Source organism: Aquitalea sp. ASV15, assembly GCF_016429115.1.
In the GTDB taxonomy this organism is placed as follows: Bacteria; Pseudomonadota; Gammaproteobacteria; order Burkholderiales; family Chromobacteriaceae; genus Aquitalea; species Aquitalea magnusonii.
On sequence record NZ_JAELTZ010000046.1, the window covers coordinates 1 to 15,791 of the forward strand.

Here is a 15,791-nt window from a genome sequence, read left to right on the forward strand (position 1 = left end):
CGCCACACAGACAGCTGCCTAGCATGCGTCATTCTCCAGCAGGGTGATTTCCACCCGCTCCTTGCCCTTGCCGATATTCTTGCGCTTGAGCGCAATACGCCCCACCTCGCCGGTACGGCGCAGGTGCGTGCCACCGCAGGGCACCCGGCAATAACCCGGCACTTCCCAGTAGCGCCGCTGGGCTTCCATGTCGGAGAAGGCACTGATGATGGCGCTGTCGGCATCGATCAGGCCCTGCACTTTGGCCGTGATGGCCGGCAGGTGCGGGGTGATGGGTTCGGGCAGGGCAAAGTCGATGCGCGCCTTGTCCGCGGCGATGTGCGCGCCGATCTTTTCCACCCCGGCAAAATCGCGGTAGATGGTTTCCAGCGTCAGCTCGGCAGCAAAGTGCAGCCGCATCAGCCGGTAGCGCCGTGACCAGTCTATCTGCACCGGCACCGCATCACCTGCCTGCAAGCCATGCCCGGCCGGCAGGGTATAGACGATGTCCAGCCCCTGCGTGTCAGCCTGCAGCACCGGCCAGCCGCCTATCGTCCCGGCGTCGCTTTCCTGCCCGCCGCTGAAGGCATAGAAGATGGTGTCCTGCAGCCATAGCTGCGCGCCATCCACCTGCGTCACCGTGGTGCTCAGCGTGGTCTGGTAGGGGTCGGTCCAGAACTGCTTGCCGGTCATAGCAGGCGCGCCAGGTAGTCGACCAGGCTCAACGGATAGCTGAACGGCTGGCCCTGCAATTGCTGGTACACATTGCGGTACTCGGCGTGCTTGGGCTGCAACACCAGCGCCTGGGTCAGCGACTGTCCCGCCGCACGGCGGTCTCCCAATTGCACTTGCGACATGGCCAGGATGAACCAGGCTTCGTGAATGCGGAAATTGAGCGACAAGGCCTGGCGCGCCAGCAAGGCTGCCTCGGCATAGCGTTCGTTCTGGAAGGCTGCACCCAGCTGGCTGATACAGTCTTGCAGCGGCGGCAGGGTGTGCTGTTTGCTCAGCACCAGGGTATGGCCGTTGCCGATCTTGCTGTCGCTTTCCTCCTGCGCCTCCAGCAGCCAGCAGCAGCCCAGGCCCTGCTGGTTAAACCAGTTGAGCGCAGCAAACAGGCCTTGCAGGGTGAATACATGGTAGTGGCCACGCCATGGTAGTGACGGAGGCAGTGAGTCTGGATTCACACCTTGCAGGAAGGTCTCGACATGCGCTTCCAGCCCGCTGATCGGCCGCACGCTGTCTTCCGCAATGGCATCGCGCTTGGGCACGATCATGAAGTTGATGCCACCGGGGCGCAGCACCCGTCCCCACTCCAGCCAGGCGCGGAAGATGTCCGGCACATGCTCCAGCACATGCGAGCTGGCGACATAATCGAGTTCACCATCGGGTAATGGCAGGTCGGTAGCTTCGGCCACAATATCGACCTGAGCGACCGCATAGCCGTATTTTTCCTGCTCTGCTGCACTGCGCTGATAGTCGAGCAGATCACGCTCATCGATATAGTCCACCCCATTGCATGGGGCGACATTGATGCAATCGGCCGGAGCCAGCGGATTATGCGCGCCCCGCCCCAACTCGACACCCTTGCCTTGCAGCCATTGTTTGGCCAACTCCATAAGCTCTTATCCTTGTGTACCGCCCGGTGTGGCCACCGCGGCTGCCAGTCGCTGATATACCTGCTGCTCCAGCCGCTCCATCATGTATTCGGGCCGTGACAATGCGGTGAAGCCGAATTGCGCATACAAGCCGTGCGCATCGGCCGTGGCCAGCAGCATGCGTCGCAGATTCTGCAAGGCAGGATAAGCGATGATATGTGCCAGCAATGCCTTGCTGATACCACGCCCGCGCCAGTCCGGCAGCACGAACACATCGGCCAGATAGGCAAAGGTGGCCTGATCGGTAATCATGCGGGCAAATCCCACCTGTTTGCCAACAACATAAACACCAAAACACAAGGAGCCGGCCAGCGAGCGCTCAAATACATCCCGCGGCAAGCCGGCCGCCCAGTAGGACTGCTGGCTCAGATAGTGATGGATCATGTCCCGCTCCAGCCGGGCAGGGTCACAGTCGAATTCCAGTGCAAGCGTGTCAGACATGGCGGGGCCTCATGGTGGCAGGAGCAAACAGTGTCAGGATATCAAGTGATGCTGGCCGGATAGTGCGTGGCCACCCATTGTTCAAACTGCCGGCACATGGCGGCATCGCCCTGGCTGTTGTCGGCAATCAACGCATCGCCATGCACCAGGCGGATGCGGGCATCCAGACCGGCAACCGCCGGCTCGGGATAAGGGCGGCTGGCGGCGGCGGCCATCTGCTGCCGCGCATCGGCCCAGGCCTGCTCCACGCTGCGATTGCATTCGTCGGCCAGATAGCGGGCATTGAACGGCTCGCCGGTCAGGCTCTGCAAGGTGGCATCGTGGCTGATGCTGTTGCCCGGCCCCCAGTAATGCTCGGCCAGCGCCGGGCCGATGGCCGGGTTGTCGGTCAGATAGCCATACTGGCGCAGGAAATGGGCGCGGGTCTGATACACCGCCATATTGGCTAGCAGATAGCCATGATAGGACGCCGCCGATTCCTGGTTCAACAGATGGGGTATGGCCAGCAGCGGGCGCGGGCTGCAGGCGATGCCCAGGATGCGCTGTTCGCTGCTGCGGGCCAGTTGCAATACCTGCCCGGCGCTCAGCTGATCATCCGGCAGCTGGTAGAGCGCGGCCTCGAAATAGCCCACCAGCAGGATCATGCGCTCCATGAAGGCGCGATAAGGCTGGCTGGCTTCGATGCCGGCGCGGATCAGCGCCTCGGGCATGGCCTCGCCCTGGCGGTTGCGCGCATGGCGCGCCAGCCAGTCGGCATCGCCCAGCAGGCTGTCGCAGAACATGGACTGGGTTTCGGCATAGGCCATGGAGGTCGGTGCGAACTCTTGCGAGAAGCACGGTGCATTCTGCGTCACATTGGCAAAATGCGCCGCATGGCCCCCCTCGTGGAACAGGGTATTGATGGCGCGGTCGCCGCTGCCCACCTGGTCGGGTGCGGCATTGGAGGTAAAGTTGATGTGCGCCGGCACCCAGCGGCCCTGCTCGTCGACATAGCTGGGTTGCGGACCATGGCAAAAACCGTTCTGGTATTTGCCCTTGCGCTCGATCAGGTCCAGTTGCAGCAGCGCACCGCGATACTGTATGCCCAGCCGGCGGAAGCTTTCCAGCCAGCGCTCCACCGCTTTGGCAAACGGCAGGTAAGGGTCCATCTGGCGGGTGACATCGCCACTCATGTGGTGACGCAGATTCCAGGCCTCCAGCGCATTGGCGCCCTTGTTGCTGGCCAGCTGCTTGAGTGCATTTTCGTTGACCTGACGGGTACGCTGCTCGAAGTCGTCCAGAATGGCGAACAGCGCTTCCGGCGTCATCCGCTCGTTTTTCTGCACCTTGTAGTCGAAATAGTCGCGGTAACCCAGGGCGCGGGCAAAGGCGTTGCGTTGGCGCACGATATCCAGCAAGCCATTGTCCAGCACCCATTGCTCCAGCTGCAGCAAGGCTTCATGCGAACTTTTGCGGCAGGCCTCGTCCGGATTGGTGGCCATATTGGTCAGCAGCGTGCCGAGCGTGGCGTCTTCCCACTGGCCGTGCTCGTTGCGGTGACGCAGGCGGTACGACTGCCGGCGGGCAAACAGCGCGGCCTCCATTTCGATCAGCCGGGCCATATGCTGGCGCGCCACATCATTGTCGATGATGTTGCTTTCAAACAGGGCCAGCCAGCCTTGCAGGCCATGCAGCAAGCCGGCCTGCTCCGCATCGGCAGGCAAGGCGCGGGCGGCCTCCAGCATGGCGCGGGTCTGCTGCAGCCGCTCGGGACTGGAAATGAAATCCTTGTAGGCGGTTTCGGCACGGCCAAAACCGGCATGGTCGTCGGACGTCCCCATGTAGGTAGACCAGAACAGCGCCTCTTTGGCGCGGTGCACGGCCAGGTATTGCTGATTCAGCTGGCGGAAAAAATCGCGGGGATGTTGCATGTTTCTCCTTTGGCTACGGCCTGTCACTGGCACTTCATGAGCGCCATCGCCGGCAAACTGGCAGTTTCTGCCCGAACCGTGGCGGGGTCAACGACAATGTCCTGCGTACCGCCATCAGCAAAAAGCCCGGCATGGCCGGGCTTGCGCGAACAGCAGGCTGCCATGGCGTTCAGGCAGTGGCGGCGCTGCGCTTTTGCTGGCGCATGGACAGCAGGCCGGCGGCCGAATACAGCAGCAAGGCCAGCCAGATCAGGCAGAAGCCCAGCAATTTGGCGCTGTCGAATGGCTCACCGAACAGCCACACCCCCAGCGCCAGCTGAATGGTGGGGCCGATGTACTGGATCAGGCCCACGGTGGCCAGCTTCAGCCGGCGCGCGCCGGCGGCAAACAACAGCAGCGGCACCGCCGTAACCACCCCGGCCCCCACCAGCAGCACATCGCTGCCGACCGCCTCGTGCAGGAAAGCACCCTGCCCCTGCCACTGGAACCACAACAAGGCCACCAGCGCCAGCGGTGCCATCAGGAAGGTTTCCAGCGCCAGCCCCTCCAGCGAGGCCAGCGGCGCTTTCTTGCGCAGCAAGCCATACAGGCCGAAGGTGGCGGCCAGCGACAGGGCAATCAGCGGCACGGTGCCGCTAGTCCAGGTAATCCAGGCCACACCGGCCGCTGCCAGCAGCACGGCGCTGCGCTGGATGGGCGTGAGCTTTTCCGCCAGAAACAGCCGTCCCAGCAGTACATTGAACAGCGGGTTGATGAAGTAGCCAAGGCTGGCCTCCACCACATGGCCGGCATTCACCGCCCAGATATAGATCAGCCAGTTCAGCGACAGCATCAGCGAGGACAGGCCGAAAATGGCCAGCTTTTGCGGCTGGCGCACCGCCTCGCCCAGCCAGGCCCAGTTGTGGCGCACGGTGAGGATGCCGGCCACGAACAGGGCTGACCAGACAATGCGGTGACAGAGAATCTGCAAGGCCGGGATATGGTGCAAAGGCTTCCAGTACAGCGGAAACAGGCCCCAGATGACAAAGGCGACAAAGGTAAACAGCACGCCGCGGGTGGCGTCCTGCCGGGACTGGGCGGAAGACATGACAGACTCGATGCAGAAGGGGTTTAACGCGACAGCTTAACGGCTTGGCCGGCCTGAAGAAACCATCAGCCCGATAACATGCTGTTCTGCCAAGAAAACAATATCGGCACACCCATGCTGCACTGGCACAATCGCCGCACTGTGCGGCACTGTGCGTCAAGACCTTTGACGTTGACGTAAACGTAAGTTAGAGTCCGCCACATAGCTGCCATCGGCTGTGCCCAGGCATGGAGAATGCCACCCGGCCAGCAGGATTACGGCCTACAACATAAAGAAAGGCGTGCGTTTTCCCCAGGAGAAAACCCGCCGCCGCCACAAGCGAGAACAAGCCGCAGGCCGCGCCGGCCACCTTACCGGTCCGGCCCCGCACGGCAGGAGGAGAAACCATGTCCATCCGTCATGTTGATCTGGAAGAAAAATACACCGCCGCCACCGGCCAGGTGCTGATGACCGGCATCCAGGCGCTGGTACGCCTGCCCATGCTGCAACAGGAGCTGGACCGTGCCGCCGGGCTGAATACCGCCGGTTATGTCACCGGCTATCGCGGTTCGCCGCTGGGCAATGTCGATCAGACCATGCAGAAGGCCGAGCCCTATCTCAAGGCGCACAATGTGGTGTTCCAGCCAGGCCTGAACGAAGACCTGGCCGCCACCGCCGTGTGGGGCACGCAGCAGGTCAATATGTTCGAGGGGGCCAAATACGATGGCGTCTACGCCATGTGGTATGGCAAGGGCCCCGGTGTGGACCGCTCCGGCGATGTGATCAAGCATGGCAACGTAGCCGGCACCAGTGCCAAGGGCGGTGTGCTGCTGGTGGCCGGAGACGACCACGCGGCCAAATCCTCCACCTTTCCGCACCAGTCCGACCACATCCTCGCCGCCAGCATGATTCCGGTGCTGTCCCCGTCCGGCGTGCAGGAAGTGATCGACTTCGGCCTGCACGGCTGGGCCATGAGCCGCTACTCCGGCTGCTGGGTCTCGATCAAGGCCATTTCCGACACCATCGAAAGCTCGGCGGTAGTGGACATCTCGCCGCAACGCTTCAACTTTGTCATTCCGCAGGACTTCCCCATTCCGGAAGGCGGCCTGTCCATCCGCTGGCCCGACCCGCCGCTGGTGCAGGAAAAGCGCGTGCTGCACCACCGCCTGTATGCCGCGCTGGCCTATGCCCGCGCCAACAAGCTCAATCACATCACCCTGGATTCGCCCAAACCGCGGCTGGGCATCATCACCTGTGGCAAGAGCTATCTGGACGTGATGCAGGCGCTGGACGACCTGGGCATCGACGAGGCGCTGGCCGCCGACATCGGCCTGCGCATCTTCAAGGTGGGCATGGTGTGGCCGCTGGAACCGGAAGGCGTGCGCCAGTTCGCCGAAGGGCTGGATGAAATCCTGGTGGTGGAAGAAAAACGCCAGATCATCGAATACCAGCTCAAGGAACAGCTGTATAACTGGCGCGACGACGTACGCCCGCGCGTGGTGGGCAAGTTTGCCGAAAAAGGCGAATGGGCGCTGCCGCACGGCGACTGGCTGCTGCCGGCGGCCGGCGAGCTGACCCCGGCGATGATTGCCCGTGCCATCGCCAGCCGCCTGGCACTGATTTTTGACAGCCCGGTGATTCACGACCGGCTGAAGTTCTACGACGAAAAAGAAGCCCAGCTGGTCCAGCCGCGCGAAGCCATTGCCCGCGTGCCGCACTACTGCTCCGGCTGTCCGCACAATACCAGCACCCGCGTGCCGGAAGGCAGCCGCGCCGTGGCCGGTATCGGCTGCCACTACATGGCACACTGGATCGAAGGCGACAGCACCAAGACCTTTACCCAGATGGGTGGCGAGGGCATCACCTGGGTCGGTCAGGCGCCGTTCACCAACACCAAGCACATCTTCACCAACCTGGGCGACGGCACCTACTTCCACTCCGGCCTGCTGGCCATCCGCGCCGCGGTGGCCGCCAAGGTCAACATCACTTACAAGATTCTGTACAACGATGCGGTGGCCATGACCGGCGGCCAGCATGTGGACGGTTATCTGGATGTGCCGATGATGACCCGCCAGCTGGCGGCCGAAGGGGTCAAGCGCATCGTCATCACCAGTGACGAGCCGGAAAAATACCAGGCCGTGCAGGGGCTGGCCGCCGGCGTGGACGTGTTTCACCGCCGCGAACTGGACCGCCTGCAAAAAGAGCTGCGAGACACCGCCGGCACCACCATCCTGATTCACGACCAGACCTGCGCCGCCGAAAAACGCCGCCGCCGCAAACGTAATGAATATCCCGACCCGGCCAAGCGCGCCTTCATCAATGAAAAAGTGTGCGAAGGCTGTGGCGACTGCGGCAAGAAATCCGGCTGCCTGTCGGTACTGCCGGTGGAAACAGCGCTGGGGCGCAAGCGCAAGATCGACCAGTCCAGCTGCAACAAGGACTACTCCTGCGTGGAAGGTTTCTGCCCCAGCTTTGTCACCGTCGAGGGTGGCAAGCTGAAAAAGCAGAGCCCGGCCGCCGCCACGCTGGAAGCCATGCCCGCCCTGCCCGCACCGCAGATTCCAGTTCTGCATGAGCCGTTCAGCATCATGATTACCGGCGTTGGCGGCACCGGCGTCGTCACCATCGGCCAGGTACTGGGCATGGCGGCCTATCTGGATCACAAGGGTGTCACCGTGCTGGACATGGCCGGCCTGGCGCAAAAGGGTGGCTCGGTGTGGTCGCATGTACGCATTGCCGACAGCCAGCAGCAGCTGCACGCGGTACGCATTGCCGCTGGCGATGCCAACCTGGTGCTGGGCTGCGACCTGGTGGTCACCGCCGCGGAAGAGGCACTGGCCAAGATGCGCGAAGGCTTCAGCCACGCCATCGTCAACAGCTACGAATCGCCCACCAGCGCCTTCCTGAAAAACCCGGACGTGCGCTTCCCCAGCCGCGCCATGAAGGACGCAGTGATCGAATCGGTCGGCGCCGGCCGTTTCTGGGAAGTCAACGCCACCCGTCTGGCCACCGCGCTGATGGGCGATGCCATTGCCAGCAATATGTTCATGCTGGGTTATGCCTGGCAGCGGGGTTTGGTGCCGGTGAGCGAAGAGGCGCTGATGGAGGCCATCCGCCTGAACGGTGCCGCGGTCAAGTTCAACCAGCAGGCCTTTATCTGGGGCCGCCATGCCGCGCACGACCCGGCGCGGGTGGAAGCGCTGGTCAATCCCTCTTCCGTGGTGCAGTTTGTTCCACGTGAAACCGTGGACGGGGTCATGCACCACCGTGCCAAGGAGCTGGTGGCCTACCAAAACCAGGCGCTGGCCGAACGCTACAAGGCGCTGGTGGAACAGGTGGTCCGTGCCGAGCAGGCAGTGAACCCGGCCAGCAGCGCGCTGGCACTGGCGGTGGCCCGTGGCTACTTCCATGTGCTGGCCTACAAGGACGAGTACGAAGTGGCCCGCCTGTATACCGATGGCGACTTCCTGCGCGAGCTGGCCAGCCAGTTCGACGGCGACTACCGGCTACGCTTCCATATCGGCGCCGGCTGGATCACCGGCCATCAGCCGAAAAAAGTGGCTTTCGGCCCCTGGCTGCTCCACGGCATGAAGCTGCTGGCCAAACTGCGCTTCCTGCGTGGCAGCGTACTCGACCCGTTTGGCTGGCAGGCCGACCGCAAGCTGGAACGTCAGCTGATTGGCGAATTCGAACAACAGGTCCACAGCGTGCTGGACGGGCTGAATGCCGACAACCTGGCCACGGCGGTAGAGCTGATCAAGCTATTCGAAGGCGTGCGTGGCTTTGGCCATGTCAAGGAAGCTGCCTGGAAGCAGGCTGGTGAAAGGCAGCAGAGCTTGCTGCAGCGTTTCCGCCAAGCGGCCGGCAAACGCAAGGTAGCCTGATGGTTTTGTGAGTGTTGTAGCAGTAAAGAGAGGGTGGTTCAGGCGCGGATGAGCTCATCCGCGCCCTTTTTTTGATCAAAAAATCCCGCTTTCGGGGAAAACACGCACCGTTTCAAGGCGCAGCCTGTCACGACAGCATCAGGCTGAGGCGACGCGCCTCGTCCAGTGCCTGGTCCACACCGTTGTACTCGTCCTGCCACACCCAGATGCCGTGTACCGCATCCAGGGTTTCCACCAGCCACAGCCGGCCACTGCTGCCAAGCGCCACCTGGCGGGCACGCACCGGGCGCCGATAGTTGAACATCACGATTTCACTGGTCTTCTGCACAGCCGGGGTATGCTTGCGCGGGCTTGAAAAGAAGGGCATGGCGTAACCTCCTGTTGGGCGATATGCCAGGCAATACAGAGCAAACGGCGTGCCAGCCAGCCAAGCATTCGATCAAAACCGGCGCGGTCTTTTGACGCCGGCCGCTGTCGGGCTTAGCATGGCCGCATTCCCCGACCGGAAGCAACTGCATGGAAAACCGCAAACTCGCCGTCCTGATCGATGCCGACAACGCCCAGGCCAGCCTCACCGCCGAACTGCTGGCCGAGGTGGCCAAATACGGCACGTCCATCGTCAAGCGCGCCTATGGCGACTGGACCACCACCCAGCTCAAGAGCTGGAAAGAGGTATTGCACAAGCACGCCATCCACCCCATCCAGCAGTTTGCCTACACCAGCGGCAAGAACTCCACCGACTCGGCGCTGATCATCGACGCCATGGACCTGCTGTACACCGGCAATTTCGATGGCTTCTGCCTGGTGTCCTCCGACAGCGATTTCACCCGGCTGGCCACCCGCCTGCGCGAAGGTGGCCTGACCGTGATCGGCATCGGTGAAAAATCCAAGACGCCGCGCCCCTTTATCGCCGCCTGCGACAAATTCGTGTTTACCGAAATCCTGCGCCCGGAAAAAGCACCGGAAGCCGCCGCCAGCAACGACAAGCCGCGCACCCGCACCACCCGCCAGAGCAAGAGCAAACCGGTGCTGACCAAGGAAATCCACCCGCTGCAGGCCATGTTCACCTCGGCCATCGACGCGGTGGCACGGGAAAGCGGCTGGGCTGAACTGTCGGCGGTCGGCTCCTACATTGCCAAGAACGATCCCTCGTTCGACCCGCGCAATTACGGCCATTCGCGCCTGTCGCAAATGGTGAAGAAGCTGGACTTTCTCAGCGTGCAGGAACAACGCAACGGCTCCAAGTTGCACAGTGAAATCCGCATCAAGGATGGCGAGGCAGCCGAACCGACCGTGGCCACCCCGGTCACACCCGCCGCCCCGCCGGAAAATCCGCCGCCCGCAGCGGCGCCACGCAAGAAACGCGCACCGCGCAAGAAAACCGAACCCGCCGGCAAGGCCGGCTGAGCGGACGCTTCGATCCGCCCTGGCGCGTCCCACCGCGACGCGCCGGACTAGCTCATGACAGGAGAAAACATGCAGATACGTGATGCCAAGCTGGAAGACCTGGCCGTCATCCTGGATATCTACAACGAGGTGATTGCCACCTCCACCGCCATCTACAACGACGACCCGCTCAACCCCGGTGAATTTGCCATCTGGTTCCAGGACCGGCTGGCCGCCGGCTACCCGGTGCTGGTGGCGGAAGAACAGGGCGAGATTCTGGGCTTTTCCAGCTTCGGCGATTTCCGCCCGCGCCCCGGTTTCCGCTTTACCGTGGAACACAGCGTGCACCTGGCCCCGGCCGCACGTGGCAAGGGCATAGGCAGCGCCTTGGTCAGTGCGCTGTTCCCGCGTGCCGAGGCACTGGGCAAGCACACCATGCTGGGCGCGGTGGACGCCGCCAACGAAGGCTCGATCCGCTTCCACGAAAAACTGGGCTTCATCAAGGTGGGCGTGCTGCCGCAAGTGGGCTTCAAGTTTGGCCGCTGGCTGGACCTGGTCTACATGCAGAAATTCATCAGCGGCCAGAGCGAGGGCCCGCTGTAAGCCGCACAGGGCATTGATGAAAAAGAAAAACGCCGCAGTTGCCTGCGGCGTCAGGCTGTTGGCAATGTGATTTGCTAAAACTCCACAGGACCCGGCAAAGCCGGGCCTCTTCATCAACGTGTTGATCCGACAGCCTTCCCGTCTACTCCCTTTCCCCCGCCCTTACCCTGTAAGGGAGCCTCGCCTTCCTTACCGAAGGCGAGAAAAAGAAAAACGCCGCAGTTGCCTGCGGCGTTTTCTGTTCTAGCTGCTGCGCTGTTGAAACAGCGTCCGTTCTTGAAGTTCTCTATTCTCTTCCTCTGCACGACTTAGCGCACGACTGCAACAATATCCTTACTGAACACCTTTTCGCAATACTTGCATTTCATTTTGATGTCTTTGGCCTGTGCCTTGACGAAGAAATGGCTCTTCACAGGCTCGGCATGCGAGATGCAATTGGAGTTGGGGCAGGCGAAAATGCCTTCGATGCTTTCCGGCAGCTCCAGCTTGTGCTTCTTCACCACTTCGAAATTATCGATGACATTGACCGTGGCCTTGGGCGCGAACAGCGCCAGCTCATTGGCCTGTTCTTCGGTCAGCGCCACGTTTTCCACCTTGATGATGTCCTTGGCGCCCATGTGGCGGGACGACAGGTTCAGCCCCACGGTAATGCGCTCGCCGGTTTCCGCCAGCTTGAACAGGCGCAGGATATTGACCCCCTGGCCGGCCGGGATATGGTCGATGACGGTGCCTTGTTTCAGGGCTTCAACGGTACGGGTGTATTGCATGATGTTTCCTTCCCTGATTTATACGGTTTCGTTCAGTACCAGCGACAACAGCGCCTGACGGGCAAACACACCGTTCTTGGCCTGCTCGAAATAGTAGGCATGCGGGGTGGCATCAACATCCACGGTGATTTCATCCACCCGTGGCAGCGGGTGCAGCACCTTCATATTGGTGCGCGCGCTCTTGAGCATGTCGGCACGCAACACGAACTGGCCCTGGATTTTCTTGAACTCGGTTTCGTCGAAACGTTCGCGCTGCACCCGGGTCATGTACATGATGTCCACCAGCGGGATCACATCGTCCAGGCTGTCGACAATGGTGTATTCGATGCCCTTTTCGTCCAGCTCCTCGCAGATATAGTCCGGCATGGCCAGCTGTTCCGGCGCGACAAAATAGAAGCGTGCGCCAAACAGTGACAGCGCCTGGGTCAGCGAATGCACGGTACGGCCGTATTTCAGGTCGCCGACAAAGGCAATGGTCAGGTTTTCCAGCGTGCCCTGGGTTTCACGGATGGTGAACAGGTCGAGCAGGGTTTGCGTGGGGTGCTGGTTGGAACCGTCGCCACCGTTGATCACCGGTACGCTGGAAAACTCGCTGGCCAGACGCGCCGCACCTTCCTTGGGGTGACGCATCACCACGGCATCGGCGTAGGAGCTGATGATCTTGATGGAGTCGGCCAGCGTTTCGCCCTTCTTGGCGCTGGTATTGCCACCATCGGCAAAGCCGATGATGTCGCCACCCAGGCGCTGTACCGCGGTCTCGAACGACAGGCGGGTACGGGTGGACGGCTCAAAGAAACAGCTGCCCACCAGCTTGCCCTGCAACAGGTCATTGCGCGGCGTGCGTTTGAGCTTGCCCGCCGTTTCCACGACGAGCTCTAGCTCCTCGCGCGAAAAATCGGGGATGGAAATGATATGTTTCCGATAGAGCGGGTTTGCCATGATGGGGGGTCCTTGCATTCTGCGAATTATTTTTTGCCCATAAAAAAAAAGCCCCTGAGCAATCAGGAGCTTTTTTTCTGGAATTTCCGGGGTCCGGGAACAGTCCGGCCTCGCAGCAACGACACGGCGCCACCGTGACAGGTGGTGCGGGCGCTAATGACAACAGCTGCAAATGGCGACAAGACGGCTCCTCCGAACAAACCCCGAGATTCTAATGCCAAACCAGCGGCTTGATAAGAGCAGTGTCGCATTTTGCACATTCCATGACACCAATCGGTCAAGGCAGCGGCACCCTCAGGCCGGCTGGCGCTGCCATAGCAAACGCAATCCCAGCCCCAGCAGCATCAGGCCGCTGGCCCGCTGGGCCCATACTGCCAGCCACGATACGGAGCCAGTGGCATAAAGCCGGCTTCCCAGCCACAGCAAGACGATCAGATAACTCAGGTTCAGCAGACAGAACACCACGCCCAGCTGCAGAAAGCCCGGCAAGACCGCCTGCCCGGCCGGCAGGAACTGCGGGAAAAACGCCATGAAAAACACAATGGCCTTGGGATTGCCCACCGTCAACAAGCAGGCCGAATACAGTTGTCGCCGGCTGGCCATCTCATCTGGCGCAGGCGGGATTACCGCCTGACGCCAGCACTGGCAGCCCAAGTAGATCAGGTAGCCGGCACCACCCCAGCGCAACACGGCAAACAGTAGCGGATTGGCCGCCAGCAAGGCCGCTGCTCCCAGTGCCGATAACAGGATCAGCAGCATATCACCCAGCAGCAAACCGGCCAGGGCCTGGCCGGCAGCACCCCAGCCACCGCGAAAAAAAGCACGCCATACACACAGCGTGCCGGCTCCGGGGGTGATCACCAATAGCAGTGCAGCGGGTAAAAAGACAGACCACAACATGGTAACGCCTCACAATACACAGGGTTTGTGCCGCCATTCTGTGGCAGCCTGCCAGCAAAACGCCACCCCGCAGGGTGGCGTGAAACTGCGCCGATCAGCCGGGTTTACAGCTTGAAATTGCTGACCAGGCTTTCCAGATTGGCCGACAATTCGCGCAGCTGTGCCACCGAATCCGACACCTGCCGCACCACATGGCTATTGCTCTGCGCCATGGAGCTGATGCGCTCCACATTCTGGGCGATCTCCTGGCTGGCCGTGGACTGTTCGCGGGTGGAGGCAGCAATGTCGACAATGCTGGCCACCAGGCCCTGGCTGCGGCCCAGCACGGTACTCATTGCCTCGTTGGCTTCATCGGCCACCGCCACACTCAGCGTCACCTGCTCGCGGCTGTTTCTCACATCGTCCACCGCCTCGCGGGTTTCGCTGCCGATGGCATTGACGATGCGGGTAATCTGTACGGTGGCCTCGGCGGTACGTCCGGCCAGATTGCGCACTTCGTCGGCCACCACGGCAAAGCCGCGGCCCATTTCACCGGCACGGGCCGCCTCGATGGCCGCGTTCAGCGCCAGCAGATTGGTCTGGTCGGCAATGTCCTTGATCACCCGCACGATGGTGCTGACTTCTTCCGAGCGCTCGCCCAGGCCGTTCATGCGTTCGGCCAGCGCCTGCATGCTGCTGGTCATGCGCTGGATTTCCGCGGTGATGCGGTTGACCGTGGCCACGCTCTGCTCGGTCAACTCGCCGGTTTCGCGCGCAGTGATTTCCGCCGCCTGCGCGGTATCGGCAATGTGATGCACGCTCACCGTCACCTGCTCCACCCCGGCAGCGGTGGCACTGGCGGCATCAGACTGGCTGGCCGATGCCTGCTGCACCTGGCTGGCAGAATCGGCGAGGCTGGCGGCCGCGGCGCTCACCTCGTGGCTTTGCTGGCGCACCTCGACAAACATGTCGCGCAGGCTGCCGATAAAGCGGTTGAAGGCATCGGCGGTACGGCCGATTTCATCGCGATTGGCAATCTGCATGCGAATGGTGAGATCGCCACGACCGGAGGCCAGCTGGTCCATGGTGTCGGCCAGCTGGTTGAGCGGCCGGGTCAGTGCGCGTACCACCGCCGTCAATACCAGCAGGATCACCACCAGTGCCACCACGCCAATCAGGATGGCGGTGAGGCACTGTTTTCTGGCATCGGCGGTAATCGCTGCCGTCGGGATGGATACGCCCAGTGTCCAGAACTGGCCGGTATTGCCCACTTTCACCGGGTGGAAGAAATGGGTGAAACCACCGTCCTCATAGACGAAGTCTTCGCCTTTCTTGATCTGCTCCAGATGTCCGGCCAGCGCGTCGTCCTTGGGCACCGGCTTGCCCAGCAGTTCCGGTTTGGCCGTCACCACATACAGGCCACCTTCGGACACCATGCGGATAAAACCGCTTTCATACAGATGGATGGCACCAAAGCGTTTTTGCAGCTGGTCCAGCGCCACATCGGTGGCCGATACGCCCAGCATCTTGCCTGCCGCATCCTTCATCACCACGGCCAGCGAGCTTTCCAGAATCATCTTGCCCTGCACTTCATACGGGTAAGGCTCGGTAATGGTGTCGCGGCCACGCTGCTTGGGCACGTAGTAGAAATCGCCCCAGCCGGATTTTTCATAATCGGGCTGATAGCTTTCCGGGTGGTCCTTGAACTTGGGGAATTCCTTTACCCGGTCGGCCGACATCATCACGTCCATCTGCGCCTTGCCCTGGGCATTCTTGGTGATGTAGGGCTGGTAACGACCGGTCGGGTCATGCCGCGGCCAGTCCAGGCGGAAGGCATTGTCATTGCCATCAAAGGCATTGGGCTCCCACAGCATCCACAGCCCCACCGATTGCGGAGCATCATCCAGCATTTGCTGGATCATGTTGTCTGCCAGCTTGCGATCCAGCGGCGCCACACGCTTGATGCCGAGAATGGAGTCGGCCAGATGGCGTGGCAGGGTGAAGCCCTTGTCGAAATCGCTTTCAGCGTCCTTGGCATAACTGCTGGCCTGTTCGGAGGCCAGCTTGTAACCCACATCGACGGCAGCCGTGTAGCTCTGCCAGGCGATCAGGCTGATCATCACGGCAAAGCCGATGGCAATCGCTGCCGCCGCTACCACGATGATGCGTGTACTGAGATGACCCCATTTTGCTGTCGCCATGCCTTCCCCCGTTAACTGTTTTTTTAACTGTAAGCCTAATATACGGCGTTTCAGTACAAACTCTTTAACATATTGGGG

General features: G+C 61.7%; 13 protein-coding genes. 3 read left to right on the forward strand and 10 right to left on the reverse strand.

Translation table 11 applies throughout. The features are described 5' to 3' along the window. Nucleotides 1–18 precede the first annotated feature (18 nt). From JHD64_RS16785 to rarD, 5 genes are all read right to left on the reverse strand, one after another. A complete protein-coding gene (locus JHD64_RS16785; RefSeq protein WP_059286253.1) occupies nt 19–672 on the reverse strand; it encodes an alanyl-tRNA editing protein in 654 nt (217 codons plus the stop codon). Continuing rightward, nucleotides 669–1,598 carry a class I SAM-dependent methyltransferase gene (locus JHD64_RS16790; RefSeq protein ID WP_199054334.1) on the reverse strand — a complete coding sequence of 310 codons (930 nt, stop codon included), beginning with the start codon at nt 1,596–1,598 and terminating at the stop codon, nt 669–671. The genes JHD64_RS16785 and JHD64_RS16790 overlap by 4 nt, the downstream gene beginning before the upstream one ends. Before the next feature lie 6 nt (nt 1,599–1,604). Then, nucleotides 1,605–2,078 (reverse strand): GNAT family N-acetyltransferase, encoded by a 474-nt coding sequence (locus JHD64_RS16795; RefSeq protein ID WP_199054336.1) that lies wholly within the window; start codon nt 2,076–2,078, stop codon nt 1,605–1,607. Between the two features lie 41 nt (nt 2,079–2,119). Beyond that, a complete protein-coding gene (locus tag JHD64_RS16800) occupies nt 2,120–3,988 on the reverse strand; it encodes a M3 family metallopeptidase (RefSeq protein WP_199054337.1) in 1,869 nt (622 codons plus the stop codon). A 169-nt stretch (nt 3,989–4,157) separates the two neighbouring features. Next, a complete protein-coding gene (rarD, locus tag JHD64_RS16805) occupies nt 4,158–5,075 on the reverse strand; it encodes an EamA family transporter RarD (protein WP_199054339.1) in 918 nt (305 codons plus the stop codon). A 386-nt stretch (nt 5,076–5,461) separates the two neighbouring features. Between rarD and JHD64_RS16810 the strand changes: the two genes are divergently transcribed. Next, nucleotides 5,462–8,938 (forward strand): indolepyruvate ferredoxin oxidoreductase family protein, encoded by a 3,477-nt coding sequence (locus JHD64_RS16810; protein ID WP_199054341.1) that lies wholly within the window; start codon nt 5,462–5,464, stop codon nt 8,936–8,938. Nucleotides 8,939–9,065: 127 nt separating this feature from the next. Here JHD64_RS16810 and JHD64_RS16815 read toward each other — a convergent pair whose 3' ends face one another. Beyond that, nucleotides 9,066–9,305, reverse strand: a complete 240-nt coding sequence (locus tag JHD64_RS16815) for a hypothetical protein (protein WP_103523731.1) — start codon at nt 9,303–9,305, stop codon at nt 9,066–9,068. A 149-nt stretch (nt 9,306–9,454) separates the two neighbouring features. Here JHD64_RS16815 and JHD64_RS16820 point away from each other — a divergent pair, with 149 nt between their 5' ends. Continuing rightward, entirely contained in the window at nt 9,455–10,345 is an 891-nt protein-coding gene (locus JHD64_RS16820) for an NYN domain-containing protein (protein WP_199054343.1), read from the forward strand. A 69-nt stretch (nt 10,346–10,414) separates the two neighbouring features. Further along, the gene (locus tag JHD64_RS16825; RefSeq protein WP_059284401.1) at nt 10,415–10,927 is read left to right on the forward strand and encodes a GNAT family N-acetyltransferase; all 513 of its coding nucleotides are present in this window, start codon (nt 10,415–10,417) and stop codon (nt 10,925–10,927) included. Between the two features lie 308 nt (nt 10,928–11,235). On the opposite strand, the gene pyrI is transcribed toward JHD64_RS16825, so the two are convergent. From pyrI to JHD64_RS16845, 4 genes are all read right to left on the reverse strand, one after another. Beyond that, nucleotides 11,236–11,694, reverse strand: coding sequence for an aspartate carbamoyltransferase regulatory subunit (gene pyrI / locus JHD64_RS16830; protein WP_103523728.1), 459 nt, complete (start codon nt 11,692–11,694; stop codon nt 11,236–11,238). Nucleotides 11,695–11,712: 18 nt separating this feature from the next. Then, entirely contained in the window at nt 11,713–12,633 is a 921-nt protein-coding gene (gene pyrB, locus JHD64_RS16835) for an aspartate carbamoyltransferase (protein WP_059284400.1), read from the reverse strand. A 294-nt stretch (nt 12,634–12,927) separates the two neighbouring features. Then, nucleotides 12,928–13,533, reverse strand: coding sequence for a LysE family translocator (locus tag JHD64_RS16840; RefSeq protein WP_199054346.1), 606 nt, complete (start codon nt 13,531–13,533; stop codon nt 12,928–12,930). Between the two features lie 104 nt (nt 13,534–13,637). Beyond that, complete coding sequence (locus tag JHD64_RS16845; protein WP_059284399.1) at nt 13,638–15,713, reverse strand: methyl-accepting chemotaxis protein; 2,076 nt, start codon at nt 15,711–15,713, stop codon at nt 13,638–13,640. Between the last annotated feature and the right edge of the window lie 78 nt (nt 15,714–15,791).

What these genes read in the sequence shown, in the direction of transcription:
- JHD64_RS16820 (WP_199054343.1), top strand. Translation starts at nt 9,455, where the DNA reads ATGGAAAACCGCAAACTCGCCGTCCTGATCGATGCCGACAACGCCCAG.
- pyrI (WP_103523728.1), bottom strand. Translation starts at nt 11,694, where the DNA reads ATGCAATACACCCGTACCGTTGAAGCCCTGAAACAAGGCACCGTCATC.
- JHD64_RS16815 (WP_103523731.1), bottom strand. Translation starts at nt 9,305, where the DNA reads ATGCCCTTCTTTTCAAGCCCGCGCAAGCATACCCCGGCTGTGCAGAAG.
- rarD (WP_199054339.1), bottom strand. Translation starts at nt 5,075, where the DNA reads ATGTCTTCCGCCCAGTCCCGGCAGGACGCCACCCGCGGCGTGCTGTTT.
- JHD64_RS16840 (WP_199054346.1), bottom strand. Translation starts at nt 13,533, where the DNA reads ATGTTGTGGTCTGTCTTTTTACCCGCTGCACTGCTATTGGTGATCACC.
- JHD64_RS16790 (WP_199054334.1), bottom strand. Translation starts at nt 1,598, where the DNA reads ATGGAGTTGGCCAAACAATGGCTGCAAGGCAAGGGTGTCGAGTTGGGG.
- JHD64_RS16825 (WP_059284401.1), top strand. Translation starts at nt 10,415, where the DNA reads ATGCAGATACGTGATGCCAAGCTGGAAGACCTGGCCGTCATCCTGGAT.
- JHD64_RS16810 (WP_199054341.1), top strand. Translation starts at nt 5,462, where the DNA reads ATGTCCATCCGTCATGTTGATCTGGAAGAAAAATACACCGCCGCCACC.
- JHD64_RS16785 (WP_059286253.1), bottom strand. Translation starts at nt 672, where the DNA reads ATGACCGGCAAGCAGTTCTGGACCGACCCCTACCAGACCACGCTGAGC.
- JHD64_RS16845 (WP_059284399.1), bottom strand. Translation starts at nt 15,713, where the DNA reads ATGGCGACAGCAAAATGGGGTCATCTCAGTACACGCATCATCGTGGTA.
- pyrB (WP_059284400.1), bottom strand. Translation starts at nt 12,633, where the DNA reads ATGGCAAACCCGCTCTATCGGAAACATATCATTTCCATCCCCGATTTT.
- JHD64_RS16800 (WP_199054337.1), bottom strand. Translation starts at nt 3,988, where the DNA reads ATGCAACATCCCCGCGATTTTTTCCGCCAGCTGAATCAGCAATACCTG.
- JHD64_RS16795 (WP_199054336.1), bottom strand. Translation starts at nt 2,078, where the DNA reads ATGTCTGACACGCTTGCACTGGAATTCGACTGTGACCCTGCCCGGCTG.